This is a genomic window from Gemmatimonadota bacterium (assembly GCA_030747075.1).
Lineage (GTDB): Bacteria > ARS69 > ARS69 > ARS69 > ARS69 > ARS69.
Genome location: JASLLL010000012.1, coordinates 1 through 24,571 on the forward strand (window position 1 = coordinate 1; position 24,571 = coordinate 24,571).

Consider the following 24,571-nt stretch of genomic DNA (forward strand, 5'->3'; position numbering starts at 1 on the left):
CTGCGACAACCACTACTACGTCTTTGTGCTCCTCCACGGAGTTGGCATGCGTCCAGACTTTCATATCGTTCCAAGTGACGTTGTGGCCGAGCATATTTCGACAAACCACAGGCAATGGCTAGCCCGCCCCAAAGCAGACGGCAGCCCTCGGAAGGACTCCTCGATGCGAAATTTCCGCGACTCCGATGGCAAATACAAAGAAAGGTGGACCACTCTCAACCTGTGAGACAGGCCGGACACGAGATCGCTGGGTGGCAGCGGAGCACGGTGCGTCTGCCGAGACCCATCTCCGCCAGAAACTCGGAAAGAGTAAGCGTCTTCAGGGGGCCGATAGACACGGGTTCTGTCTCGCGCATCGACCGGAGGCCCTTTGCGACCCCGCGACTTTCGTCGGTTGCGCCGAATTGGCCCATCTCCATCTAGGGATCTGATATCGATTTCATGTAGTTCAGCGTGTCGGTTCCGGAGAAATTCAGCCATGCTTGATTGTTTCGGCAATTCGATTTGCCAGGCTACATCCTTGCTCACCTCCAGGATATCTTTAGCCCTGTGATAGACGCGTCTTGCCCTAGCCTTCTTGTCGAGAAACTTCCGTCGCAGGACCTCTCGACGGTCCCTTGCGGTCACCTTCCCCAACCTGGCAGCCAGTCTGTTTACCCTAACCCTAGATGCGCGGAAGATGAGGCAGAGGCGCCACAGTTCTGGCCCGTAGCCGCGGAGTCGCTCGTCAAGGCCACGCGCCGGACTCTTCACCGCATCATCAACGAGGACGCCGTCCCCCCGGGCGAAGTCGCCATTCTCACGGTCCGCAAAGCCGAGGACAGCATTCTCGCCCGCGAAGACAAGCTCGGGAACTTCCGGCTTCACATCGGCAGGCCCGGCTCACGCAGGGCGCCCGGCAAGATCTCGCTTTACTCCATCCACCGGTTCAAGGGGCTGGAGAGCGATGTCGTGTTGCTCATCGTGGAGGAACCCGGCCACAAACCCCGGCAGCCGCTGAACGACCTGATCTACATCGGGGCTTCCCGCGCCCGCGGGCACCTGGTGCTGCTCGGCCGGGAAGCGACGCTCCACCGACTGCATGAGGGGGCGGCCGCCGGGGTGGAGTGACCGGCCACCCGGCCCCGGCCCGGGCGGGAGTCTGTCTGCAAGGTCGAAGCCGCCCCGACTCCCCTATTTCACCCGCACGATTCTCCCCGAGACACGACCGGTCGGCGCGTCCACGCGACACCAGTACACGCCCGCCGCCACGGACCTTCCCGACGCGTCCCGCCCGTCCCACGCGACCGATGGCGCCCCGGCCCCCGCCCGGAGCGTCCGCACGAGCCGCCCCGTCGTATCGAACAGGGAAACCGTCGCGGCCTCGCCCGGCAGGCTTGCGCGGAAGGAGATCGTCGTGGACTCGCGGAACGGGTTGGGGGCGGCGCGAACCGTGGCACCCGCAACCACGCTCTCTCCCGCAGTCACCGCGCCGTCTCCCGCGACCCGTGCGATATACAGGTCGAACACCGGAAACAGCCCCGTCTGCCCCGTCACCCAGTATCCGCCGTCCGACGCCGCACCCAGCCCAAACGCGATGTCCCATGTGTTCCAACCCGGCGCGGAGTGAAACGCCAGCGTGCCCGTCGTGTCACCGCTCGCGTCCATCGCCACGAGATACGACTCCAGCCCGTCCGCTCCTGTCGTGGCCACGCCCGCCGCGAAGAACCCGCCCCCCGGTTCCGGGAGCACCGATGACGCCGCATCCGCCTGCGTCCCGCCCACGGTGCTCTCCCACAGCATCGCCCCCCATGCGTCGGTCCGGAAGACCCAGAACTGGTCGTCCCCCGCAACAGCGGACCTCGTCTGCCCCGCCACGACAAACCCGCCGCCGGACACTTCTCTCACGGAGAAGGTCAGATCCCGGTCCGCGCCGCCGTAGGTCGCCTCCCATTCCGTCAGGCCGCCCGCATCCGTCTTGACGAGATACGCATCCACGCCGCCCGCCCCGTAGGAGGTGGTCGAACCGGTGAGAACGAACCCGCCGTCGGCCGTCGCGTGCCCCCACTGGCAGTCCTCGTCTCCCGCGCCTCCGTAGGTCGCCTCCCACAGCGTCGCGCCCGTTGAGTCCGTGCGCACGAGCAGGAAGTCGCTCCCGCCCGCACCGCTCGACTTCGTCTCCCCGGCGATCGCGAAACCGCCGTCGGGCAGCGTCTCAATCCACTGCCCGTCATCGTGCGCGGCGCCGCCCCAGGTCTTCTCCCACTCCACCGCGCCTCCCGCGTTCGCCCGCACGACATACACATCGCTCTCCCCCGCGCCGCTCGACTTCGTCTGCCCCGCCATCGCCACGCCGCCATCCGGCAGGACCACGAGCGCCCGGCAGTCCTCCCATCCGGGGCCGCCGTATGTCCGCGTCCAGAGCGTGTCGCCACCGGCGTCCGCGCGCACCAGGAGCGCGTCCGTGTCTCCGGCGTTCTGGGAGTACCCGCCGACGAAAACACCGCCGTCAGCCGCCTCCGCGATCGCGTGCCCTTCCTGCCATCCGGGAAGCGCGACGAGGTGTGTCCATGATGTGTCGGGGGGGGCTGCGAGAGCCGGCGGAGCGAGAAGCGCGGCGGCAGCCACCAGCGTGCCTGACGCGAGGAAACGGGTTCGCTGCATGAGAAGCCTCCGGGGGGAGAGGGAACGCGGCCAAGCGACCCCAGCATACCACCTCCCGCACAGCCGATTCCATCCTGCCGCCGAATCCCCCCTGCGGCACGCCCGGACCGCTTCCTCCCCCTCGCTTGCAAGCGGCACGCAGTGAGCGGTATCCTTGCCGTGGGTCCACGAGACCACAAGGCCGGCCCGGGAGGACATCGATGATCCGCTTCCCCGCAAGGGCCGCCGTCTGTGCGTCCCTGTTTGCACTGGCTCCGCTCTCGCCCGCGTCGGCTTCCGCGCCGCCCGTCTTCAACCTGCAGCTTCCCAGCGACGCCACCGGAGGCGGCCACCTCGCCGTTCGCGTCACGCTTCCGCCTCCGTCGGTCGGGCCGCGCTACTCCGACGGAGCCCCGGTACTCGTACTGTCGCCGGGCGGCCATACCCCCGGGAGCCTCACCGGCGGAGACATCCTCGCCGGGAAGGGCTTCGCGGTACTCACCTTCCTCTATCCCGGCGGCTCCTCCGGCCCCTACTCCAGCGACGGCCTCTACGACTACCGGGGCGCGCTCTGCCGCATGGCCCTCCGCGATGTCATCCTCTTCGCGGCCGGACTCAAGACGGACACGCTCTCCCGCACGATCCACGATGTCGCCCCCATACCCGTTCGCACCGGCAACCTCGGGGTGCTCGGCTCCTCGAACGGTGGTCCCGCCACCATGGCCACCCTCGCGAACCACGGCTCGGAACTCCCCGCGCTGTCCTACTTTGTCGGGTGGGAGAATCCGACCGGCGGACAGACCGTATTGGGCGAGGTCGGCGTCAAGGACCGCGACTGCGACCCCTCCGTCGACGACGACGGCAACGGAGTCCCCGACGACGACGGCGACAACCCCTACATCACCGCCTACTCGGACACTTCGATCACGATCGACTTCACGAACCTGGCCTTCGACCCCACCTACACGCGGACCGTCCTTGATCCCGGTGGCGTGCACGCGCCGTATCCGCACACCGGCGTGCTCTTCATCGACGGGAACGCGAACGGAACGCTGGACTTCGACCCGTCGGACCCCACCTGCCTGGACCTCGACGGGAACGGCACGATCGACATCGGCGAGGACTACTTCTTCAATCCGCTCCCCGCGTACATCGGCGGGGCGCTCCAGTTGAATCACTCCAATGAAGTGACGCGCGCGGCGGCAGCCTCCGGAGTCTACGGAGCCTCCTGGCCCTCCGTGGTCGCGGACACGGCTCAGGCGAGCGCCTACTGGGAGCTGCGCGACCCCACCACTCAGTACGATGAAGTCGCCGCAAACCAACCCGGACTCCGCTGCATGCTTGCGTTCGGGCAATCCGACCATGTGCAGGCGCATGCGGGCCATCCGCACATCCAGCAGGCGTACCACGGCCTCACGGCAAACGGTCTCTGGTGCCGCCTCAACCCGGACGAGGTCTACTACCGTGAGGTCGTCGCGGCTCCCGCTCTCCCGCCCACCGACACCGACGCCGGAATCGCGGTCGCCTGGCCCGACATGTGGGACTACTGCGAACCGTATGGGCTCTCCAGCAATGCGGGGGCGACCGCGGGCGTCATGGAGATGGCCGACCGCACCCGCTACGGCGTCTGGAGCACGAACCTCGACGCGCTGGTCACCAGCGCAACCGGTGTCGACGCCATTCCGCCCGCGACCGCCACCGCTCCCGCCGCGCGCCCGAACCCCTTCGGCACCGGAACCGCCATCTCCTGGACGATGCCCGACGCGGGGGGCGCATCGCTCTCGATCGTGGATGTGCGCGGGCGTGTCGTCCGCACGCTCACCACGGGCGCGATGTCAGCCGGTCCGCAGGAGACGCACTGGGACGGACTCGACAATGCTCACCGCCCCGTACCCGCCGGCGTCTACTTCGCGCGGATCGCCGCCCCCGGAATCCATCGCACGGTCAAGCTGACTCTCATCCGATAGGCGATGAAGCGTCGCCGCGGCGCAGCAGATGCGCCGCGGCGACCAGAACAAAAACTACGGCAAGCGCAATCACGCACCACTCCAGCAGGGCCAGCAATCGAACTGCGGGCCGGGCGGACAGCGCATACGCTTCGAAGTTCCGGTGGGCGGCCATGAGTTCGCCTTTGGGGGCAGCGGTGAATGCGACGCATCCCGCGAGAAGCGCACGGCTCGCCCGATACAGGCCGCGTGCCCGGCCTTCCCGGGCCGCCTGACGAAACACCGCCGTGTAGAGAATCGCCCCAATCATCAGGAGCCAGAAGTACACCGCCGCCAGAACCAGATGCGGACCGCCGCCGCCCATGGGGACCAGGCCGACCAGCACGCCCGCAAGGCCCGTGGCCACGCCGACTCCCCCCGCCACGAACCCCCACCGCGTCCCTTCGAGTCGCGCCACTCTCCACAGAATCGGCGTGAACAGGAGCCCGGCAAGTGCCACGCCTCCATTGAACGCCCACGCGCGCGGCGACGACTCCGCCCAGCCGAGTTCGGATACGAAGTGGTTTGCGAACGAGTACCCCGGTCCACCCGGCCGATCATAGGCCAAGACTGCGGCAGCCATGCCTCCCGCCATGCACGCGACTCCCGCAATCCCCGCCACGGCGACACACCTCTCCCGCCGCGCACCGTGCAAATCCCGCATCCTGCTCTCCCCCCGTTTGTCCGCGGCTGCGCAGGATATTGCACGAGTGCCTGCATCGTCACGCACTCTTCGCCGCCCGCACGAAGCCGCGCCCTCCCTGAATCCCTTGATCTTCCGGTGTTCACCCGTACATTGGGCCAGTATTGGGGCGCGTCCGTCCCGGTGGCTCTCCCGGCGCGGAGGGCTTCCTGCCCGGACTCAATCGTGGGTTGAACAAGGAGTGCTGAAGTGCTTGAGAAGATCGGTGTCATCGGCGCAGGAAACATCGGGGGGGTGCTCGTTCAGGAACTCGTCCGGCGGCAGCTGGCCCGGACGATCGCGGTCACCGACCCGGCTCCCTTTGTGAATCCGGAGGATCCGCCCGAGAGGCAGGAGACCACGAAGAGCCAGTCCGTCGCGCGCGGCAAAGCGCTCGACATCCTGGAAGGAACTCCGCTCCTCGGCAGCGATGTCTCCGTGGAGGCCGGACGCGACTACGATGTGCTCGCGGGCTGCGACATGGTGATCAACACAGCGGGCGTGCCGAGAAAAGCGCGTCCGGACGGGACCTTCCCGTCGAGAGATGAACTCCTGTCGATCAACCTGAAGGTGACCGGCCAGGTGGCGAAGGGGATCGCGGACCACTGCCCGGATGCCACCGTCATCTCCGTCGCCAATCCGCTGGACGCCATCGTCTACACGCTCTATCGGAAGCTCGGCATCCCGAAGAACCGCCTGATCGGCATGGCGGGGGTGCTCGACTCGGCGCGCTACCGCTGGTTCGTCGCGCAAGCCGCCGGTGTGAGCGTGGACAATGTGGAGGCTCTCGTTCTCGGCGGCCACGGCGACACCATGGTTCCGGTGCGCAGCTGCTGTCGGATCGCCGGAATGCCCGTCGAGAAGTTCGTGTCCTCCGAAGACCTCGACGCCATCGAAGCCCGCACCCGAAAGGCGGGCGGAGAGGTCGTCGGTCTCCTGGGATTCGGCTCGGCGTTTGTGTCGCCCGCGCTGTCAGCGCTGGAGATGGCGGAGTCCATCCTCTTCGATCGCAAGAAGGTCACCCCGGTCTGCACCCTCCTCGAAGGGGAGTACGGCGTAGACGGTCTCTTTGTCGGCGTGCCTGCGGTGCTTGGTGCCAATGGCGTGGAGAAGATCATCGAGACCGAACTCACCGATGCCGAGGCCACCGCACTGGAGGCTTCCGTGTCCGCAGTGCGGACCACCTGCGAGGATGTCGACCGCATGCTGGAGCAGGCCACCCCGGCTGGCTGATCCGCGGATCACTTGCGACTGCCCCGATCCGTGAGTAGGGTCGGGGCACGCCGTTGGCAGAGCGCCTCCCCCACGGTTTCCACCATTCCCCGGGGAGGTCCCGCACCATGCTCGCCATCTCGGAAGTACGACGCCTCTTGAGCGTTGACACCCCACTGGAACTCCCGCCCGCCCGCCACCGCGCGTCCCGGCTCCTGCATGCCCTTCGCGCCGCGATCCGCCCGGCTGCGCAGCATCTGCACACACTCCGCGTGGGCGCCACGCGCTTCTGGGCCCTGGGAGAAGAGGCACCCCATGCGCTGGAGTTGTTTGAGCGACATGTGCTGGAACACGCCCTGGGCCTGCCCACCCGGCCTGTCCCCGAGTTCGGCGCGTCACGCCGGCAACCCGGAGTTCATCGAGAAAAGTGCAAGGTTCACAGAGAAACACCGCTCCCTGTCAAGAAAGGAGACCTTGCCGTCCGCTACTTTTCTCATCCCGGTGCCAGCTTGCACAAGAAACCCCTGAAACCACCGCAACTACCTGCAGTTTCACCTGTTGCGGGCTCCTTGGTTCGCAAGAAAGCGTCATAAACAATGCTCCCACCCTTCCAGCATTCGACGCTGAAATCATACCGCCTCCCTCGCAAACACCGTCAGCTCAGAACCTTAGCTTTTTACTGTCACCACCCCCTCTTCCCTGCTATAATATTCAACGAGTGGGAGAACTCTCGCCGGAGGTCTCCTTCTGTGGCGTGGAGTATCTGATCGGATCTCTGCGCAGTGCCCGGCCGAAGTGAACTCGGCTTGGCGGATCAAGCCCGGCACCGCACGGCCCGATTCAGAGGAAGGGCCGGGGAAGCCGATCGCTTTTCGAGTGGGTGGCAATGTGGAGGCTGGTGTGTTCAGAAAGCGAACACAAGGACTGATCGTGAAGGCGTTCGGGCTGCTCGTGTCGGCTCTTTGCGTGATCGCGATCGTGTCTCCTCCCGCGTCCGCCGTGAAGGCTCCTCCGGAGTATCTGTTGTCATGGGGAAGTCCCGGGAGCGGGGCTTCGCAGTTCTCCAGCCCGGCAGACCTTGCTGTCGGACCGGACGGTTGCGTGTATGTCGCCGACACCTACAACCACCGCGTCCAGAAGTTCTCCCCCGACGGGGCGTTCCTCGACTCATGGGGCGGCATGGGTTCCACCAACGGGCACTTCATTCAGCCCGCCGGGATCACCGTCTCCGATGACAACACCATCTTTGTCGCCGACACATTCAACCACCGGATTCAGAAGTTCTCGTCCGCCGGGATCTATCTCCACTCCTGGGGTTCGTTCGGAGCGGGTCCGGGTGAGTTCAGCAACCCCACCGGGCTCGATACCGACGCCGTCGGCAATCTCTATGTCGCGGACACCTACAACAACCGCATCCAGAAGTTCGCGCCTGACGGCACCTTCCTCGCCGAGTGGGGAAACATGGGCTTCGGCCCCGCCCAGTTCAACAGTCCGTTCGGGGTAGCCGTCAGCGTACTCGGCTATGTCTATGTCTCCGACACCTACAACTACCGCATCCAGAAGTTCCTCACCGATGGGACCTTCCTGGACCAGTGGGGAGGCATGGGCGGCAGCAACGGGTACTTCTCGGTCGCCAATCGCCTGACGACCGACGGGCGCGGACGCGTCTTCGTCGCCGATACCTACAACCATCGCGTTCAGGGCTTCACGGGCCACGGCAACTACTTCACCTCCTGGGGGTGGCTGGGAACCAATCCCGGCTGGTTCTACTTCCCCACCGCCGTTGCGATCGCGCCGGACGACGAGCACTACTATGTTGCGGACACGCTGAACAACCGTATCCAGAAGTTCGGCCCGGCGGTCATCGGTCTGGCCGATGCTTCCTGGGGCAAGGTGAAGAGCCTCTACCGCTAGGCCACGCCGCTCACGGCGTTTCTTCCGCCACACCCGGCCAGACTGCCTGCTCACCCTTCTCCCGCCCCGTCCGGTCAAGCACTCCGCTCCCTCTGCCGATACCCCGCTGGGAGGCTGTTTCTCCCGCCATCACTTCCGCATGGGGTCCGGGACTCCCGGACTCATCGCACGCTTCCGTCTTGAGGGGATCGATGAGCATCCTGAATACCGGCATCCGGCAATCCCGTGCCTCCCACTCTGTGGCTTCCGCGACGAGGATCCCGACTCTTCGCGAAATCTTCGGAATGGGTTACCGTCGCGGCATGGAGAGCGAAGCGACTCGACGCTCCGCCGAACTCGAACTGGCTCTGGAGAAAGCTCTCATGGCCAGCGCCGCGAAGAGCGCCTTCCTCGCAAACATGAGCCACGAAATCCGCACGCCGATGACCGCGGTCCTCGGCTACGCGGACCTGATTCTGGACGCGGAACTCTCCCGCGAGGACCTTGCCGAGTACGCGGGAATCATCAAGAGCAACGGGGAACATCTGCTGCAGATTCTCAATGAGGTTCTGGATCTCTCCAGGATCGAGGCGGGGGAACTGGTCATCGAGCACATCGACTTCGATCTGCCCCAGATGATTCAGGGAATCGTGTCCACCATGCGGATTCGGGCCGCCGAGCGGGGGATCACGCTGGTCGTGGACTACGAGGGCGAAGTCCCGGGCATCATCCGGGGAGATCCGACACGCCTGCGCCAGATCCTCGTGAACCTTGTCGGAAACGCCATCAAGTTCACGAGAGAGGGCAAGGTCGGAATCGTCACGAGGAGGAAGCCGGGGAGCGACGGCAACACGCTCCAGGTGCGCGTCGAGGATTCCGGGATCGGGATCCGCCCGGAGGAAATGGCGACGATCTTCGAGCCCTTCACGCAGGGAGACTCCTCCACCGCACGCAAGTACGGCGGAACCGGACTGGGCCTCAGCATCTCGCGCAGACTCGCACGGGCTCTCGGCGGCGACATCAGGGCAACCAGCCGCCTCGGCGAGGGCAGCGTCTTCGAGTTGAGCTTCGCGCTGGCTCCGTCGCACGGGATTCCCCACCCGGCCCCTGAGAAGGAGACGCCCGCACCGTGAACTTCGCGAAGCGTGGCGCCCCCTGCCACGAACCTCGCCTGCCCGCGTTCGCGTCCACAGCCACGCTTCTCCTCACGCTGCTCACATCCACATCCTGCTCCCCCGGCGGGGAATCGGAAAGCACCCCACCGTTTCTGGAGACGCCCAGCGCCGCCCTGTCCGAAGGCCGGATCGAGGATGCGTTCCGTCTTCTAGTCAAGGTGTGCGCGGACCACCCGGACTCCCCGCAGGCCCACCGGCTTCTCGCGCAGACCTGCCTTCGCGCCGGACGCACCCGTCGAGGCGTCCGTGCGATCACCCGCGCACTGGAACTGAACGACGCGGACCCAGAGTCGCACCGGATCTCCGCGCGCCTCGACGATTCCCGCTTCCATCCCGTGGATGCCATCGCCTCCGCGCGAAGGGCGCTGCACCTCGATCCCGTTCACCTGGAGGGCCACCTGCTGCTCGGCCGCCTTCTTCTGGGCGCCGCTGACAACGAAGGCGCGGTCGTCGCATTCCGAAGAGCGCACGAGCTCGCCCCGGAGAGTTCCCCGGCCCTTCGCGGCCTTGCCCGGTCGCTGGTGCTCGCGGGCCATCAGGACGAAGGCGACCCGCTGGTGGAGGAATACCTCCGCAAGCATCCCCGGGACGGGGAACTCGTCCACCTGCGCGGACTCTCACGAATGCGCGGGGGGGATTTCGACGGCGCGGAGGAGGACTTCCGCGCAACCATCCGGATGCAGCCGCACATCCCTTCCGCGCACTACAACCTGGCGCGGATCCTTCGCCAGAGTGAGCGGCCGGAAGAGGCGGAGCGAGTCCTCGCCACCTTTCATGTGGTGAACAAGCGCGACCGCGAAATCCGCATTCTCCAGAGGGTGCTCCTGGGCCGGCCGGACGACATCTCCGTGGCAAGGAAACTCGCGAGACTCCTGGAGAAGGCGAAACGCACCGAAGAAGCCGCGCGCGCCGCCGCACGGGTTCGGGAGCTGCGCAGAGAGGCTGAGGAGCAGAGCCGGGGCTAGCCCGTCACCGCCACGGTATACGATGCGCTCCACATATCGAAGATCTCGATCGGAAGCAACTCGGGAAGATCAATGGCGCGCAGAATGGGCGGGGCGATCGGTCGGAACCGAAGCATGATCTCCACCGTCAGCGGTCCGGAAGCCGCCGCGGGGACCGTCACCGGATAGTGCGCGGTGCGCGTGCTCATGTACGGAAGGAGCAGCGAATCGTCGATGGAGGTGGCCACAAACGAAAGAAGCGTGCGTTCCCCGTCTGCGTCGTAGAGCTTCGAGTGGAACAGCGTGAGATCCGGATCCTCCGCCACCGTGACCAGGTCTCCGTTGGCCAGAAGGTACCCTGACCGATACACCGACGCACCGGCACTGTCCGTCACGGCAATCGAGACCCACATCTCCCTCGAAAACGAAACGCCCGACGGGATGGAGTGCCCGGTCTGGTCGTTGGTCACGCGAACCACCACATCCAGCGCCTCGCCCGGGGCCGCTTCTGCCGGGATCCCTTCCACACTCACGGAGACCGCATTCTCCAGCAGATCCTGAATGTCCGCCTTCTGCGCCTCCAGATCGATCCCCTGAAACGGGGCGTAGGCGTAGTCCACGCCGACCACCGTATGCCGGTGGATTCCCTCGCGGACGGGCGAATCCGTAGCGGCACGACCCGTGTAGGTCTTCATGTGGCAGGTCTGGCATTCCACCCCCATGCCGGAGAGGTTGGTCTGCTGCCATTCGCGGAATGTGTTCTCCAGCCCGACCCCATCCGGTAGGTCCACCTGATGGCAAGGTGCGCAGATCGCGGAAGACCCGAAGAACGATCGGTGAAGAGACGGGTGGTCCTCGTTCGGGACGGGATCCGTCATCCGCCCGTACTTCGCGCCCGTGGGGTCCAGATCCGCAAGGAAGGAAATGTCCGCGACAGGCGGCACTTCCGAGATGGAATGGCAGACATCGCAGGACAACCCGTGCTCCGCCAGATCCTGCGGGTCCACGCCGGGGTCCTCCATCTCTTCCGCGCGAGCCTGCGAAGGACCATGACACTGAATGCACTCTTCTCCGACGCCTCCCGCGCCCATTTCTTCCGCGATCTCCCGCAGGCGAAGCATGATGGGATCCGTCGCGCCGTATGCGTGCATGGAACGCTGCCACTCCTGAAGATGCTGCGGATGGCAGGAGCCACAGTCTTCCGGGCTGTCAAAAAGGCCCGAGGCATCTCCCGAGCCCGGACCCGTCCCGCTTCCGGAGCATGCGACGATCAGAGTGACCATGCCGAGGAGTGTGAACGCGCAAACCAGCCTGACGGGCATCGGGACCTCTCATCATGACGCGCACGGGTGGGCAACCGGTATCGGCATCATCATACCGTGATCGCCCCGCACCGGGAAGAGGCCTTCAGGATCCGGTTGAACTCGGCGGCTGGCGGCGCATCTCGTCGAGGTCCGGCTTCAGGTGCTCCTGATAGCAGTCGGGGCAGACGCCGTGGCTGAACTCGGCGTGCGAATGCCGTTCCACATAACTCTCGACTTCCGTCCAGTAGTTCCGGTCATCGCGGATCTTCTTGCAGTAGGAGCAAATGGGGAGCAGTCCTCGAAGCGCCTTCACCTGCCCGAGCGCGGCCTCCAGCTCGAACACGCGTTCGGCAAGCTTCGCCTGAAGACTGACCATTCGCGCTCCGACGCTCAGTCGGGCTTTGAGTTCGTCCTTGTCGAAGGGCTTCGAGACATAGTCGTCAACTCCCGCACGCAGCCCTTCAAGCGTGTCCTCCCGGCTTCCCTTGGCCGTCAGCATAATGAGGTACCGTGCGGAGTGTTCGCCCGAATCCTCCTCGGCCTCGCGAAGGCGTCGCACAATCTCCAGACCTTCCATCCCCGGCATCATCCAGTCGAGCACCACCAGGCGGGGCGCATCGGGTCGTTCGAGCAACTCCCACGCCTCGATCCCGTCGCGCGCGGACACCACCTCGTATCCCCAACGCCCGAGGAAGGTCTCCAGGACCCTCAGTGAGGTGGGATCGTCTTCGGCAATCAGGATTCTCAAGGTCTTCCCCGGATGCACGGCAAGGGATGGTCAGTGCGAAGAGTCTCGTTCTCTCCTCTGAATCGGCCCGGGGGAGGACACCCTTGACGGGGGATCCGTGCGTGGAAAAGCGAGCTTGCCTATCGTCGCCGGAAGAGAGTGAAGACGCGGCGGATCTTGGAAATCCTGACCGGCTTGAGTCCGCGAAAGAGCATATTGAACAGCCGGACGGGTATGAGTGACAGGATTCGCGCCGTCTCCGGAAGGGACGGTGGAAGCATGCCGGAACGCGAGGAACGCGCGAAGCCGAGCTCTTCCATGACGCCGCCGAAGACCCGCTCACCGATCCAGACCTCCGTCTTCGTGAGTTCTGTCCGCCACCGGTCCCGGGAGTCCGTGAAGATCCCGGCGGCCGTTCCGGACGCCGCCTCGTCTCCGAACGAAGTGTTGGCGGAGTCCACGACCACCATCGCGGGGTCATACTCGACGCCGATGTGATCGCAAAGGAGACGCGTGTGCGCCTCCGGATCCGCCACCAGGTCTTCGTAGCGAAGTTCATGAACCGCCGCGCCCCACGGTTCCCCGCGCGCTTCCAGAAGTGCGGTCATGTAGCTTCGCCAGAGGAGAGAGTTGGTGATCGGGTTGTATCGCTCCCGGTAGGTGGACACTTCCCGGCGGTGGTAGTTCTTGTACGAGGCAAGAAAGGCGCGGGGGTCCCGGATGAGCGCCACGATGCGCGCGTCCGGAAACCACCGGAGGATGGTGGAAAGGTAGAGGATGTCCTGCGGGCTGGAGTCTCCCCAGAAGTCCGCGTGCTTCAGGTCCGCACCCGTTCGAAGCAGCACTTCCAGAAGCGCCCGGTAATCACCGCCGGCCGCTCGCACCCGGTCCCGGTATACATCCGGCCCGAGGACATCGGCCAGCAGAGGATCGCTGCCGTACTCCGCCACGATCCAGCGAATCCGTTCGATCGCGCGGTCCAGCGATGCGTCCTCCGAGAGATCCCCGAGCCGAGCGCGATCGTCGAGAATCCGCTCGAAGAAGTGGACTTCGTCCAGCAGGTGAATCCGCGGATGACGGTTGAGAATCTCTTTTGCGAGGGTGGTGCCCGTTCGCGGCGAACCCACGACAAAGACCGGTCGTCCCAAGGCCAAAGCAGCCGTCCTTCCTCGGGGAGGGGCGAGGGAAGCTCCACTCTAGCACAACTGGGGAATACCGACAGCGAGCGCAGGCGTGGGCGGCCGGAAGCAATCGGCCGACCGTCCCCTCCCCCGTCACCGCAGGAGCGTCACCTTCCGCGTGCCGGAATGCCCGGAGAGCGTGTATCGCACGAAGTAAACGCCAGCCCCCACCGCCACGGAGGCATCGTCGGTGCCGTCCCAGTTCAGCGTGTGCCCGCCGGACAACGCGGGACCGGACGCCAGTCGACGAACGAGGCGACCGCTGACATCGAAGATGTCAATCCGCAGGTCGCCCGACCCCTCGGGAACATCATACCGGACTGCGGTCTGCGTGCGGAAGGGATTGGGAGAGACGCGGTGCGACGCCGCGATGGCCGGGAGCGAACCCGGGCCGACATCGGTCGACGGGCTTCCCATGCGCACTCCATGCGTCCACTCCACCACGAGATCCGAACACGCGGGATTCACTCCGAAAGTCGCGACGGAATGGGAGGAACGCCAGCGAAGATCCGTGCCCGTGTGGACGACCGGATTCCACGCGCCGTCCGGGAGGATCGCCTGCCAGTTCGCGCCTCCGTCCGCGGTGATCTCCCAGGTGACCGTCTCGGCCTGCGTCGTCACAAGACGCACGCCGGTGATCGGTTGCGCCCCCCCGGTGCCGAGTCCCACGATCACGAGCCCCGCCCAGTGGTCCGCCACGAATGCGTAGTTCCCCCGCGTCGCCATGGAGATGGCATACGACGGGAGGCCCAACGCGGGACCGAGAACCGGCGCGGCCGGGTGAGTGATGTCCACCATCTGGAAGCTGGCCCCGTCGGATACGAGCGCGTACGCCCCCGCAACCGAAACACCCACGGCGTCTCCCGGAGTCTCCAGAGAAGCCGCCACTTCCGGCGCGGTCGGGTCGGTGACATCCACCACCGTAAGACCCGCCCACCCGTCCGCCAGGAATGCGTGATTCCCGTAGACGGCGACCTCCGTCATCCATCCCGGAGACCGGACGCTTCCGGCAAGCACGGGTGCGGACGGATCCGTCAGATCGAAGACACGCAGGCCATAACCCTTGTCTCCCGCGAAGAGGTACTGCCCGGAGATCTCCAGGTCCACGGCAAAGTCGGGTTTTGCGAGTGTGGCAACGAGAGACGGCGACGCGGGGTTCGACACATTCACCACCGCAAGGCCGCGATGGCCGTCCGCCACGAATGCGTAGTCACCGTGGAGCGCCACATCAAACGCATCCCCCGGCGTGTCCACGCTGCCGAGAAGCGTCGGCGCCGTCGGGTCCGAGACATCGTACCCGTGGAGACCCCGGAATCCGTCGGCCACCCACGCCACATCCGCAACGACCGAGACCGCGCGCGCGTAGTCGGGCGTTCCCGCGCTTCCGGCCAGTTCCGGATTCTCCGGGTCGGAGACATCCACGACGACCAGCCCCTGCGTATAGTCCGCGACAAATGCGTAGTCCCCCGCCACGGCCACACCGTGCGCGTAGTCCGGCGTATCGTACTGCCCGACAATCGCGGGATTGGCTTCCAGGCGCACCGGCATGGGGTTTGAGAGTGCAAGCGACTGCCCCGTGTTGCGAAGCGAGTCGAAGGCGGGGTCCATCGTGGCGATCCGCGCCACCTGCAGGCCCGAGTTGCCGTCGGCAACGCAGAGCAGCGTCCCGGATACCGAAAGCTGGTTCGCCTTGTCCGGCGTGTCCATGCCTCCGACGATCACCGGGTGGTCTCCGTCCGTGATGTCCATCGTGACCACCCCGCCGAACTTGTCCGCGACGAACAGTCGGTTCCCCCACACGCGCACGCAGTGCGCATAGTCCGCCGTATCCACCGTCGAGCCCACGACCGGATGGTCCGGGTTCGTCACATCGACCACGGTGACGCCCTCGTACCCACAGGCCACGAATGCGCGGTCCCCGGAGATCGCCACGGCTCGCGCATACCCGGGAACCGTGGTCGATCCGACGGCGACGGGGTTCAGCGGGTCGGAAATGTCCACGACACCCAGTCCATCCAGATTCCCCGCGAGGAACGCCCGGTTCCCCGCGACCGCGATGTCCCATGTGTAGCGCGTCGGAGAGAGGATCGTCGCGGCTTCGGTCGGATTCGTCGGGTCGGAAATGTCCACAACGGTCAAAAACCCGGTGACTGAATCGCAGATGTAGACATAGTCCCCCTCGACGGCCATCTCCTCCAGTTCGGTGGCCGTCGTCTGGAGCGACCCGAGAAGTACGGGGTGGGTCGGGTCGGACACATCCACCGTGTAGAAGTCGTCATGCCGCGAGTTCAGGAGTGCCAGGTCCCCGTCCACCAGAACGCTGTGGTGATCTTCCGGAAGCGGAAGCCCTCCGGCGAGCACCGGATTCCCGGGGTCGGAGACATCCACGACGGAGAGCCCGTCTTCAAAGTCGGCGACGAAAGCGTAATCCCCGTCGAGGAAGACATCCCGTGCGTAGCCGGGAGTATCCAGCGAGGCCAGAAGCGTCGGATCGGGGACGGGTTCGCTGATCCGGACCGCCACCAGATGCGAAGCTCCCGCTCCGGACGCCGCCACGAATGCGTGGAAGCCGCTGAGGGCGACCGCCTGCGCCGAAGCCACGGCGACCACGCCGGCTTCCGGAAGCGGTGCGAAGGGATCGGAGACATCCACCTGGAGAATCCCCGCCTCCCCGGCGGCGACCCACGCCCGATCCCCGTCGATCGCCAGATCCAGGGCGGAACCCGGGAGTGAGGCAGCGCCCGCCGCGACCGGGTGCGCCGGATCGAAAATATCCACGCCGCAAAGACCCTGATCCGCATCCGCAATCCACGCCGTTTCTCCCCGAAGGGCGACCGCTCGCGCTTCGCCCGGCGTGTTGAACAGCGCAAGCGGCACGGGAGCCGCCGGATCGGTGACATCGAGAACGGAAAGCCCCGCCGCGCCACAGGCGACAAACGCACGATCCCCGGCGACCACAACATCCAGCGCGGGGGCGGTGCCGGACTCCGTCGCGAGAAGCGTGGGTGAAGCAAGGTCGGAAATGTCCACAACATGCACGCCGCCCGACCCCGCCGCGAGGAAGAGCCGGTTTCCGCGCACGGCGATTCCCTGTGCGTCGCCCACAAGAGGCAGTTGCGCCAGGAGTCCGGGAGCCAGGGGATTCGTCCCGTCAAAGACGGCCAGCCCCGCCGCGCCGCACGCGACAAAGATGGCATTCCCCTTCACGGAAACCGCCAGTGCTTCTCCGGGGGTCGCGATCCCGACACGCGCGGAACCCGGCGCCGTCGGATCCTCAATGTCGAACACGGCCAGCCCGGCCAAGCCACACGCCACAAAAGCGCGATCTCCCGACACGGCCACATCCATCGCATCCCCGGAAGTACCCGCCGAACCGATGACGCAAGGAACCGTCCCCGCGCCGGGGTACAGCTTGAGTTCCGCCTCCACCGTATCCCACCAGGCGGTCGTGGCCGCTTCGTCCCGATGGATGACGGTGGAGAAGTCCTCGTGGAAGGACTCGGCAAGCACACCGGAGACCGGGCAGAGCATCGCCGCAGCCGCCACCGCTGTCACCTTCGCCCGTCGCACCACAACATCACCTCGCCGTTGGGGCTGAAATCCTTCCCTATTCCTCTCCGATCCTCGCGAGTATATCACAGATAGCTCGATCGCTGCGTCTCTCTGTTGAATCCTCTTGCATCATGCCTGATTTTCGCGTCCGCCAGCGCAGATCCACCCCTCTCCGCTAATGGCCCCCGCTTCGCCCTGGATCGTGCCCGGGCCGGGCGGATCGGGTCTGGCGCTCCTCCGCTCGCTGCCGCACAGTACGATCCACCCTCATCCGGAGGTCCGCCATGAACACCACGAGGCACCGCTCACCCGGCGCGCCGGGGGCGTTCGCCCTTGTCGCCGGGATGGTTCTCATCGGCATCGTGGCCGCGGCCGCCCCTTCCGTGGATGCATCCGAGGCCTTCGACCACGCTCCCTTCGACGAGCTCCTTTCGGAGTATGTCGCTGCGGATGGCGTGGACTACGAAGCCTGGTCCGCCTCATCGACGGATCTCGCGGCGCTCGACTCCTACATTGCGTCGGTGGCTGCGAAAGACCCCGCAACGCTCTCCGGAGATGCGGCTCTCGCGGCGTGGATCAATCTCTACAACGCGTTGACGCTCCAGCTCATTCTCACGCACTACCCGCTGGACGGAATACGCGATCTCCGCAAGCCGTGGGATCGGAAACTCGTGACGGTCGCGGGGCAGGAACGAACGCTCAACGACATCGAGCACGGGATCATCCGCAAGACCTTCAGCGAGCCACGCATCCACTTCGCCGTGAACTGTGCGTCGAAGGGATGTCCGCCGCTCCGGCCCGGTGCGTACACAGCGGACGCGCTCGACGCACAGCTGGAGGAGCAGACGATCGCATTCCTCCGAACCGCCCCGGACAACTTCATGGACGAGAAGGGGGATCTCCACCTCTCGAAGATCCTCGACTGGTACGCCGGGGACTTTGAGAAGGCGGCCGGGTCCGTGGCTTCCTTCGTCGGGCGATATCGGGAAGATGTTTCCCGCGCGCTGGATTCCGGAAAGGTGCGCGTTCGCCATGAATCCTACGACTGGTCGTTGAACCGGGTGCCGCTCCCGCTGGAGTGACAGGGCGCCCGGGAGTCGCGACCGTTGACGATTCCCCGGGCCGCGTTTATCGTCGCGCGGATTCGCTAATGAGGGCCTTCGGCCGGGACGCCCATGGACATCCTCTTCATCGTCAACTCCTTCTCAACTGGCGGGTTTCAGCAGCTCACGCTGGACCTTGTGCGCCAACTCACGCCGCGCGGGTTTCGCTTCCGGATGGTGTGCCTGAAGAGAAGGGGAAGCCTCGCCGACGAACTCGAAGCCGCCGGGTGCCCGGTGGACGCGGGGTTCCTGCGCCACAAGTTTGATGTGTTCGCTCTGTGGCGAATCCTCCGTGCGTTGCGCGGCGACCGGAGCCGACTGATCTTCAGCGAGCCCGGCCGGAACGCACTGCTGGTGGATCGCGTTCTGGCGGCCCTCTCCCCGGGTCGGGCGCATGTCTCCGCCATTCACGCGACCGGCAGATGGGGTCACGACCATATGTTCAGCCCCGATGTGCGCTGGATCCTCCGCCGGCTGAACGGAGTGATCGCCTGCGCGGGCGTGCAGAAGGAGTATCTCGTCCGCGAAGAAGGCATCTGCCCGGACAATCTCCATGTGATTTTCAATGGCGTGGACCACAGGAAGTTCCGCCCGCTGGACCGCGCCGGTCTTCCGCCGATTGCGGACGGCCCCGCTCCCGGTGAGAAGGCCGTGGGGATTGTCGCGTCGCTCACCCCCGAAAAGGCGCACGATGTCTTCGTCCGAGCGGCAAGACTCACACTGAACGCGGTTCCCGAAGCGCGCTTTTACATCCTGGGGGATGGTCCCGAAAGAGAACGCATCGCGACGCTGATCCGGGAGGAATCGCTCACCGACTCTGTCAAACTGCTGGGCCGCCGCCGGGATCTTCCCACATTCCTGCCTCGACTGGATCTCCTGGCGCTGTCCTCGCACCCGTTTCGGGAAACGCTTCCCATCTCCACGACCGAAGGAATGGCGTGCGGCATTCCGACGGTGAATACGGAGGTCGGAAGCGTGCGCGATCTTGTGGTCGACGGGGAGACCGGCTGGATCGTCCCCCCGGGAGATCCGGAAGCGCTCGCCGCCGCCTTCGTGCGCGTACTCGAAGATCCCGCACAAGCGGCGCGCATGGGCGCGGCGGGAAGGCAACGCGTCGAGGATCACTTCACGCTCGACCGAACCGTGAACGACTATGCCGATTACTTCCGGCGCATCGTCGGCGGGAACCAGGAAGAGGACCGTTCATGAAACTGCTCGTCGTCTCCAACACCTTCCCGTCCCCGCGCAAACCATACGGCGGCACCTTTGTGAAGGAGCAGGTCGCGGCACTCCGGGCTCTCGGAACCGATGTGGATGTGATCGGAGACACCGGAGAGGGGAAAAGCCCGCGGGATATCCTCTGCAAGTACCTCCGGCTCTTTGCGAAGACGGTTCGCGCCGTCTTCCGAACTCGATACGATGCCATTCACGCGCACTACATCTTCCCGACCGGCACCATCGCGCTGCTGGCGGCCACCCTCCGGCGAACGCCGGTCATCGTCACTTCGCATCGCGGAGACATCTACCACATGCCGCAGCGCGCCCGCGTGCTTCGCTTCCTCACCGGCTGGACTCTCCGGCGTGCCGCGGCCATCGTGGCGGTCAGCGAAGAACTCAAGGCCGACATCATCAGCGGCTACGACATCCCCCCCGAGAAGGTCCGCGCGATTCACATGGGAGTGAACACGGACAAGTTCACTCCCGGAAAGAAGGCGGCGGCAAGGGAGAAGGTGGGGCTGTCGACCGATGGGCCGCAGGCGTTGATGGTTGCGCTGAAGTTCGAGCGGAAGGGCGGGCTGGTGCTTCTGGACGCGCTCTCCAGGATTCGCGACACCCTCCCCCCCGGACTCCTGGTCCATGTGGTGGGGACTCCGCCGGAAGCTCGCTGGACGGAAGCGGCGGCGGAACACGGCGTCGCGGATCTTCTCCGGTTCCACGGATCCATGTCGCACGATGCGGTCGCGTCCTGGATCATGGGATGCGATCTCTTCCTGCTCCCGTCGTACAGCGAGGGACTGCCGATCTCGCTGTTGGAGGCCATGGCCTCCGGCCGCGCGGTGATCGCTACGCCTGTCGGGGGCGTGCCGGAAGTCGTCCACCACGGCGAAAACGGGCTCCTGGTGGAACCCGGCGACGCCGCGCAACTGGCGGACGCACTTTCCCGAATGCTCGCGGATGCCAACCTTCGCGACAGCATGGGCGCAGCCGCCCGGACCACCGTGGAGGCCCACTCCACCAGAGAAAGTGCCGCGGCGGTACTCCGAATCCTGGACGGTATTCTCTAGATTCGCCTTGCGCGGACGGGCACTCTAGCCGTCCCGCGGCTCCTTGCTCTCCTTCAGCCGACGCCAGAGGGTCGTGCGACTGATCCCGAGCGCCTGCGCCACCCGTTCCCGATTGCCGCCGTAGCGCTCCATCATCCGAAGAAGGTCGGCGGAGTCGTGGCGGCGGCCGGTCTCCCTTCCGCTTCCCGGGGCAGAGGCCGGCTCCGCCGCCGGATCCCGGATCGCTCCGGGGAGATCCCCGTCGTGGACGCCGGGTGGAGCGCGACAAGTGCGTCCACCCTCGCGCTCTCCGCCTTCCCCAACCCGGCCGGGTCGGGTACTGTGTTCGACTATTCGATCCCGGCGGCGTCCGGAGAGGGCCACGCCGAGATCACCGTCCACGATGTGGCGGGAAGAGTGGTTCGCGTCCTGTCCGGCGCACCCGGCGGTTCCGGACGGCATGCCGTTCCGTGGGACGGTCTGGACGCAAGCGGCCACTCCGTTCCCGCCGGAGTGTACCTCTGCCGGGTCCGGCACGCCGCCGGGTCCGCCACCGGAAAGGTGACGATCCTCCGATGATCCCCCTTCGCATACTGCTCGCTTCGGCGGTCCTCTTCGCGGGGACCGCCTTCGCGGCGGACGCACCCTCCGCCACCGGCGCGACGACCTACGGTTCTCTTCGCGAAGTCGTACGCGAAGGCCGCCTCGACGCCCGCGTGCGCCTGGACGAGATCACCCCCGGACCGCACACCTATGCCCTCGGCGCACTGGCGGACCTGGAGGGAGAGGTCACCATCGTGGATGACGAGATCTGGCTCTCGCGGACCGATGAGGACGGCACGGTCGTCACAGAGCGAATGCGAACCAGCGAGGCGGGTGCGGCCGCGCTCGTCGCGGCAAGAGTGGACGGATGGACGCGTCACTCGGTCGGGCAGGATGTGCCGTTTGAGGAACTGGACGCTTGGATTCTGAGGAGTGCTCTTGTCGCGGGCGTGGACACTTCGTCCGCGTTCCCGTTCATGGTGGGCGGGTTCGTGCGTGACCTCGACTGGCATGTCATCGTCGGAGATCGGCTGCCGCCCGGCGCGTCGTCCCACGAGGAGCACATGGCCACCGCCGTGCGCGACTCACTCGATGTGACCCACGCTACGCTCCTCGGCTTCCACTCCACCCGCCATCACGGCGTCTTCACGCACCACACTACCAACACACACCTGCATGTCGTCATGAAGAAGCCGAACGCGTCCGGCCATGTGGATGGAGTCACGGTCCCGGCAGGCGCATGGCTCCTTCTGCCGGAGCGCGCACCGGAAGTCCCGGAGGAAGACCCGACGGAGGCAGGCGAAGCGACCGACCCGACAGACGCAGGCGAAGCGACGGAAGCCGACGATGCCACCAACACGGAGGTCGGCGAGCAAGAAGCCGACCCGGAGGCGAACTAGCGGAGGATCGTGACCTTCTCCATGGCCGATCCGGAGATCGTCCGCACACGGATAAAGTAAACTCCGCCCGCAACCTGTGTGCCTTGCGCGTCCTGACCGTCCCATGCAACGCGATGAGTCCCCGTCCGCTCGAAGACCTCTTCGGTGAGGTTCCGTACAACGCGTCCGTGGATGTCATACACATCCACGCGAACGAGCCCGATCGAGTCCTCGCCGAGCGTGAACTGAACGCCTGCGCTGAGACCCACCGCCGGGTTCGGGTGAACGCTCAGAGAGAGCGGCGTGACCGCAGAGCCATCGGGCAGCGGGCCGATGCCTGTTCCGGCACCGCACAGGCTGCCATCTCCTTGATAAGTCCCGCTGTCCGCGGCGCAGATGGCCGCCGTCAGGACTTCGCAAGTGAGGTCGAGCAGGATGCAGGCTCCTTCGGCCATGTCACAGGCATCCCCGAATCCGTCTCCATCGCTGTCGATCTGGCTCGGATTGTAGATGTCAGGACAGTTGTCGCACGGATCACCGGCGCCGTCGTCGTCACGGTCCTCCTGCCACGGGTTGGGCCGCTCGGGACAGTTGTCTTCGGCGTCCGGCTTCCCGTCGAGATCCCAGTCCCCGGGTAGATCGACCAGTGGCACGACCAGCACTTCCCCGGAGCGCGGATCCGAGAACGCCACGACCGCCGCCGGCAGGAAGCGTTTCCCCACGGGTGCGTAGGCGATCCGGATGCCCATTTCCACCTCCGCGCCAAACTCCGCTTCCCAGACCCTGTTCGCGATGGCGTCCACCACACTTGCCCGTGGGAGAAGACTGAGCCCGGCGGGCACCTCAAAGCGCGGCCAGACAACGAGAAGCCGCGCAGGTGTCGCCAGGTTGGAAACCGCCACTCGCACATGGGATTCAAACACCGGGAATCCGTTTGCGGTCCGCACCACGGTCACCAGCTGTTCCCGGTCGTGGCTCGGCTCCTCGCCGCCCGGACCCACGGGAGTCCCGATCACCGTCGCGACGGAGACACCCGCGCGCTCCGCTGCGGGAATACCGAGCGCATCGCAGACTCCAAGTACCACCTGCTGCGCAACCCCCTGATCCACTGCGGAATGCGGCGAGGTGTCGAAGTCGAAGCGGCGGGTCTTGTTGGCCCATCGAACGCGCCCGATGCCGCGGTCGATCTTGACGAACTTGGTGTCTCCGGCGTCGTGCGCCTCGGTGAGCAGCCCTTCCGTCACGATGTCCCCGGGCGCGGGAAGATCATTCACCGCCAGCGCTACCTGCTGGACATCGACGCTTGCGAGCCAGTCGGGGCCGGGCTGGACGTCGAGCATCCCGGAACTGTAGGCGGGAAGCGTGGACTCGATCTGGTTCTTGTAATCCTGAAGGGTGAGGTTGCGCGGAAGATCCTGCTCGGGCGGGGCCTCGTCCGCCATCACCCCGGGAGCCGCCGCAACAAGAAGAGCCCCGGCCAACAGTACGCGACAAGCCCGCGCCATCACGAATCTCACGCCACTTCTCCGCATGATAGAACTCCCGGTTGTCATCAAGGGTGCGCTTTCGGGTCACAACCGGAGATGGAGATATAGCAGAAGTAAGTAGATCCCGGATCGGAGTAGACATAGTCGTACTCCTCGTTGCTGACACGGGACGACGCGTTGCTGGAGCTGTTCCCGGCGACCAGCGAAACCGGGCAGTGATCGTAACCCCAGGTCCAGAACCCGCCGCTGTACTGATTGTCGGCCCAGGACTCCGCGATCGAGATGTCGAAGGCGTCGTCGGAAAACCCGCTGTAGCGACCGTTGAAGAGCGTGCTGATCCACATGAGCCCGTAGAACCCGTTCACCTGATGCAGTTCGTTGTAGGCATTCATCCAGTTTGAATACCCTTCATTGAGGTCGCACATGCTGTGGCAGGACGACAGGTGCAGGAATTCCAGATCGTGGTCGCCCAGCTCCATGTGCGCCTGCCATGCGCCGCAGTTCCCGCTTCCCGATTCGTCCACGCGCACGCTTCCCCGCCATTCGCCCGGAGCGCCACCGTTGTGCGAGCCGTGCAGGGCGACCATCAGCGCATCGACATCGTCCACATTGTCGTTGGAATCATCGTCACCCCAACTGACGATGTCGTCGTCGGTGAACTGGCTGTCGACAATGGTGCCGTTCTTGTAGAAACCGTCCCGGGACCATGCCTTGGAACTGTGTCCACCCGGTGTCGATCCAGAATCGGTGAAGTCGTCGTACCAGGCGTCCGCCATGTTGTCCCATGAGGAACGAGTGCTGCCCGAGCAGCTGGAGTTCCACTTCGTCACAACGAGAACAAGCGCTTCCTTTTCGGAAGAGGAGGGAGCGCCCGCCGCAAGGGCGAGGACCGGCAGAAGTGTCGGGAGAGCGATCGCGAAAACGAGGGAGCGAGTCATGCCTCTTCTCCGGAGGGAGACAGGGAAACGGAAAGCGACCGCATCAGGATATCACTGTTGGCTAGACACATCCACCAGAAA

General features: G+C 65.6%; 22 protein-coding genes and 1 pseudogene. 11 read left to right on the top strand and 12 right to left on the bottom strand.

All coding sequences use genetic code 11. The features are described from left to right. Positions 1-549: 549 nt before the first annotated feature. Entirely contained in the window at positions 550-1,110 is a 561-nt protein-coding gene (locus tag QF819_05620; GenBank protein MDP6802641.1) for an ATP-binding domain-containing protein, read from the top strand. Positions 1,111-1,173: 63 nt separating this feature from the next. Here the strand turns inward: QF819_05620 and QF819_05625 are convergent, their stop codons facing one another. Beyond that, positions 1,174-2,643 carry a FlgD immunoglobulin-like domain containing protein gene (locus tag QF819_05625; GenBank protein MDP6802642.1) on the bottom strand — a complete coding sequence of 490 codons (1,470 nt, stop codon included), beginning with the start codon at positions 2,641-2,643 and terminating at the stop codon, positions 1,174-1,176. 200 nt (positions 2,644-2,843) lie between these two features. Between QF819_05625 and QF819_05630 the strand changes: the two genes are divergently transcribed. After that, positions 2,844-4,589: a FlgD immunoglobulin-like domain containing protein gene (locus QF819_05630; GenBank protein ID MDP6802643.1), complete on the top strand. Its 1,746-nt coding sequence runs from the start codon at positions 2,844-2,846 to the stop codon at positions 4,587-4,589. Here the strand turns inward: QF819_05630 and QF819_05635 are convergent. After that, on the bottom strand, positions 4,579-5,271 hold the full coding sequence (locus QF819_05635) for a DUF998 domain-containing protein (protein MDP6802644.1): 693 nt from the start codon (positions 5,269-5,271) through the stop codon (positions 4,579-4,581). The genes QF819_05630 and QF819_05635 overlap by 11 nt on opposite strands. 228 nt (positions 5,272-5,499) lie before the next feature. Between QF819_05635 and QF819_05640 the strand changes: the two genes are divergently transcribed. Next, positions 5,500-6,522, top strand: a complete 1,023-nt coding sequence (locus tag QF819_05640) for a malate dehydrogenase (protein ID MDP6802645.1) — start codon at positions 5,500-5,502, stop codon at positions 6,520-6,522. An 8-nt stretch (positions 6,523-6,530) separates the two neighbouring features. Here the strand turns inward: QF819_05640 and QF819_05645 are convergent, their stop codons facing one another. Beyond that, a complete protein-coding gene (locus tag QF819_05645; protein MDP6802646.1) occupies positions 6,531-6,758 on the bottom strand; it encodes a hypothetical protein in 228 nt (75 codons plus the stop codon). A gap of 643 nt (positions 6,759-7,401) precedes the next feature. Here QF819_05645 and QF819_05650 point away from each other — a divergent pair. After that, complete coding sequence (locus QF819_05650) at positions 7,402-8,415, top strand: SMP-30/gluconolactonase/LRE family protein (GenBank protein MDP6802647.1); 1,014 nt, start codon at positions 7,402-7,404, stop codon at positions 8,413-8,415. 10 nt (positions 8,416-8,425) lie between these two features. Here QF819_05650 and QF819_05655 read toward each other — a convergent pair whose 3' ends face one another. Then, on the bottom strand, positions 8,426-8,629 hold the full coding sequence (locus QF819_05655; protein ID MDP6802648.1) for a hypothetical protein: 204 nt from the start codon (positions 8,627-8,629) through the stop codon (positions 8,426-8,428). Between the two features lie 70 nt (positions 8,630-8,699). Here QF819_05655 and QF819_05660 point away from each other — a divergent pair, with 70 nt between their 5' ends. Both QF819_05660 and QF819_05665 read left to right on the top strand, forming a co-directional pair. After that, the gene (locus QF819_05660) at positions 8,700-9,527 is read left to right on the top strand and encodes an ATP-binding protein (GenBank protein MDP6802649.1); all 828 of its coding nucleotides are present in this window, start codon (positions 8,700-8,702) and stop codon (positions 9,525-9,527) included. Then, positions 9,524-10,534 carry a tetratricopeptide repeat protein gene (locus QF819_05665; protein MDP6802650.1) on the top strand — a complete coding sequence of 337 codons (1,011 nt, stop codon included), beginning with the start codon at positions 9,524-9,526 and terminating at the stop codon, positions 10,532-10,534. Before QF819_05660 ends, QF819_05665 begins: the two co-directional genes overlap by 4 nt. On the opposite strand, the gene QF819_05670 is transcribed toward QF819_05665, so the two are convergent. From QF819_05670 to QF819_05685, 4 genes are all read right to left on the bottom strand, one after another. Then, a complete protein-coding gene (locus tag QF819_05670) occupies positions 10,531-11,835 on the bottom strand; it encodes a multiheme c-type cytochrome (GenBank protein ID MDP6802651.1) in 1,305 nt (434 codons plus the stop codon). The two genes, QF819_05665 and QF819_05670, sit on opposite strands and share 4 nt — an antisense overlap. A gap of 85 nt (positions 11,836-11,920) precedes the next feature. Continuing rightward, on the bottom strand, positions 11,921-12,565 hold the full coding sequence (locus tag QF819_05675) for a response regulator (protein ID MDP6802652.1): 645 nt from the start codon (positions 12,563-12,565) through the stop codon (positions 11,921-11,923). A gap of 119 nt (positions 12,566-12,684) precedes the next feature. Next, positions 12,685-13,698, bottom strand: coding sequence for a sulfotransferase (locus QF819_05680; protein ID MDP6802653.1), 1,014 nt, complete (start codon positions 13,696-13,698; stop codon positions 12,685-12,687). 120 nt (positions 13,699-13,818) lie between these two features. After that, on the bottom strand, positions 13,819-17,295 hold the full coding sequence (locus QF819_05685) for a FlgD immunoglobulin-like domain containing protein (GenBank protein MDP6802654.1): 3,477 nt from the start codon (positions 17,293-17,295) through the stop codon (positions 13,819-13,821). 266 nt (positions 17,296-17,561) lie between these two features. On the opposite strand from QF819_05685, the gene QF819_05690 reads away from it, so the two are divergent. From QF819_05690 to QF819_05700, 3 genes are all read left to right on the top strand, one after another. Next, positions 17,562-18,359 carry a DUF547 domain-containing protein gene (locus QF819_05690; GenBank protein ID MDP6802655.1) on the top strand — a complete coding sequence of 266 codons (798 nt, stop codon included), beginning with the start codon at positions 17,562-17,564 and terminating at the stop codon, positions 18,357-18,359. Positions 18,360-18,452: 93 nt separating this feature from the next. Beyond that, positions 18,453-19,589, top strand: a complete 1,137-nt coding sequence (locus QF819_05695; protein ID MDP6802656.1) for a glycosyltransferase — start codon at positions 18,453-18,455, stop codon at positions 19,587-19,589. Continuing rightward, positions 19,586-20,665, top strand: coding sequence for a glycosyltransferase (locus QF819_05700; protein MDP6802657.1), 1,080 nt, complete (start codon positions 19,586-19,588; stop codon positions 20,663-20,665). The genes QF819_05695 and QF819_05700 overlap by 4 nt, the downstream gene beginning before the upstream one ends. A 24-nt stretch (positions 20,666-20,689) precedes the next feature. Here the strand turns inward: QF819_05700 and QF819_05705 are convergent, their stop codons facing one another. Beyond that, on the bottom strand, positions 20,690-20,800 hold the full coding sequence (locus tag QF819_05705) for a helix-turn-helix domain-containing protein (GenBank protein MDP6802658.1): 111 nt from the start codon (positions 20,798-20,800) through the stop codon (positions 20,690-20,692). Between the two features lie 108 nt (positions 20,801-20,908). Here QF819_05705 and QF819_05710 point away from each other — a divergent pair, with 108 nt between their 5' ends. Together QF819_05710 and QF819_05715 are read left to right on the top strand one after the other, a co-directional pair. Continuing rightward, entirely contained in the window at positions 20,909-21,223 is a 315-nt protein-coding gene (locus tag QF819_05710; protein ID MDP6802659.1) for a FlgD immunoglobulin-like domain containing protein, read from the top strand. Further along, complete coding sequence (locus QF819_05715; GenBank protein MDP6802660.1) at positions 21,220-22,086, top strand: hypothetical protein; 867 nt, start codon at positions 21,220-21,222, stop codon at positions 22,084-22,086. Before QF819_05710 ends, QF819_05715 begins: the two co-directional genes overlap by 4 nt. Here the strand turns inward: QF819_05715 and QF819_05720 are convergent. The 3 genes and pseudogenes from QF819_05720 to QF819_05730 form a co-directional block, all read right to left on the bottom strand. Further along, positions 22,083-22,520, bottom strand: coding sequence for a FlgD immunoglobulin-like domain containing protein (locus QF819_05720; protein ID MDP6802661.1), 438 nt, complete (start codon positions 22,518-22,520; stop codon positions 22,083-22,085). The two genes, QF819_05715 and QF819_05720, sit on opposite strands and share 4 nt — an antisense overlap. After that, positions 22,521-22,694 (bottom strand): annotated as a pseudogene (locus QF819_05725) (thrombospondin type 3 repeat-containing protein). Between the two features lie 923 nt (positions 22,695-23,617). Then, complete coding sequence (locus QF819_05730) at positions 23,618-24,490, bottom strand: DUF6345 domain-containing protein (GenBank protein ID MDP6802662.1); 873 nt, start codon at positions 24,488-24,490, stop codon at positions 23,618-23,620. Positions 24,491-24,571: the final 81 nt, after the last annotated feature.

Coding starts and splice junctions, on each gene's coding strand:
- QF819_05670 (MDP6802651.1), bottom strand. CDS start 11,835: ATGCCCGTCAGGCTGGTTTGCGCGTTCACACTCCTCGGCATGGTCACT.
- QF819_05645 (MDP6802646.1), bottom strand. CDS start 6,758: ATGCTGCGCAGCCGGGCGGATCGCGGCGCGAAGGGCATGCAGGAGCCG.
- QF819_05715 (MDP6802660.1), top strand. CDS start 21,220: ATGATCCCCCTTCGCATACTGCTCGCTTCGGCGGTCCTCTTCGCGGGG.
- QF819_05720 (MDP6802661.1), bottom strand. CDS start 22,520: ATGGCCGAAGGAGCCTGCATCCTGCTCGACCTCACTTGCGAAGTCCTG.
- QF819_05690 (MDP6802655.1), top strand. CDS start 17,562: ATGAACACCACGAGGCACCGCTCACCCGGCGCGCCGGGGGCGTTCGCC.
- QF819_05705 (MDP6802658.1), bottom strand. CDS start 20,800: ATGATGGAGCGCTACGGCGGCAATCGGGAACGGGTGGCGCAGGCGCTC.
- QF819_05730 (MDP6802662.1), bottom strand. CDS start 24,490: ATGACTCGCTCCCTCGTTTTCGCGATCGCTCTCCCGACACTTCTGCCG.
- QF819_05630 (MDP6802643.1), top strand. CDS start 2,844: ATGATCCGCTTCCCCGCAAGGGCCGCCGTCTGTGCGTCCCTGTTTGCA.
- QF819_05655 (MDP6802648.1), bottom strand. CDS start 8,629: ATGCCGGTATTCAGGATGCTCATCGATCCCCTCAAGACGGAAGCGTGC.
- QF819_05635 (MDP6802644.1), bottom strand. CDS start 5,271: ATGCGGGATTTGCACGGTGCGCGGCGGGAGAGGTGTGTCGCCGTGGCG.
- QF819_05625 (MDP6802642.1), bottom strand. CDS start 2,643: ATGCAGCGAACCCGTTTCCTCGCGTCAGGCACGCTGGTGGCTGCCGCC.
- QF819_05660 (MDP6802649.1), top strand. CDS start 8,700: ATGGGTTACCGTCGCGGCATGGAGAGCGAAGCGACTCGACGCTCCGCC.
- QF819_05700 (MDP6802657.1), top strand. CDS start 19,586: ATGAAACTGCTCGTCGTCTCCAACACCTTCCCGTCCCCGCGCAAACCA.
- QF819_05695 (MDP6802656.1), top strand. CDS start 18,453: ATGGACATCCTCTTCATCGTCAACTCCTTCTCAACTGGCGGGTTTCAG.